This is a genomic window from Phyllobacterium sp. P5_D12, assembly GCF_054049495.1.
The window spans coordinates 1-557 of the sequence record NZ_JBFUMG010001180.1; the positions used below are offsets into that span (position 1 = coordinate 1).

Here is a 557-nt window from a genome sequence, read left to right on the forward strand (position 1 = left end):
CAATGGAGGGCTGAGTTCAGCCCGCAATTATGGCATCGAGTTTGCACTCCGCAATTTCCCGAATCTCGAAGCCGTCTATTTTCTCGACGCCGACAACCGCATTACGCCTACGGCGATCCGCGACATTCTCGGTTTCATGAAATCGGACGACAAGGTCGACTGGATCTATCCGAATATCGACAAGTTCGGCATCGAGTGGAATGGAAATTACACAACGCAGTACTCGCGCCTGCTGCACCTGACCTTCGACAATATATGCGAAGCCGGCAGTCTGGTTTCGCGGCGCATGCTCGATGCCGGCGTGCGCTTCGACGAGAGCATGAAGGCTGGTTTTGAGGATTGGGACTTCTGGCTGCAGGCGATCGGACGTGGCTTCCTTGGTGCGAACTATCCTTTCTTCGGCTTCGAATACCGGCAGCGCGCCGAGAGCATGTTGCGCGATTCAAATCGCACGCGAGAAGGCATTCTGACCTACATCCGGCAGAAACATAAGAAACTCTTTGCCGCCGAAACCCTGCTTGCCTGGGAACACGAGGAAACGCCGCGCTATGCTGCGA

1 protein-coding gene is annotated in these 557 nt (G+C 55.3%); it reads left to right on the forward strand.

Annotated features, from left to right (window positions below):
- Window positions 1-557, forward strand: a 557-nt coding sequence (locus tag ACXJ5O_RS29380) for a glycosyltransferase (protein ID WP_457302975.1), incomplete at both ends; no start/stop codon positions are given.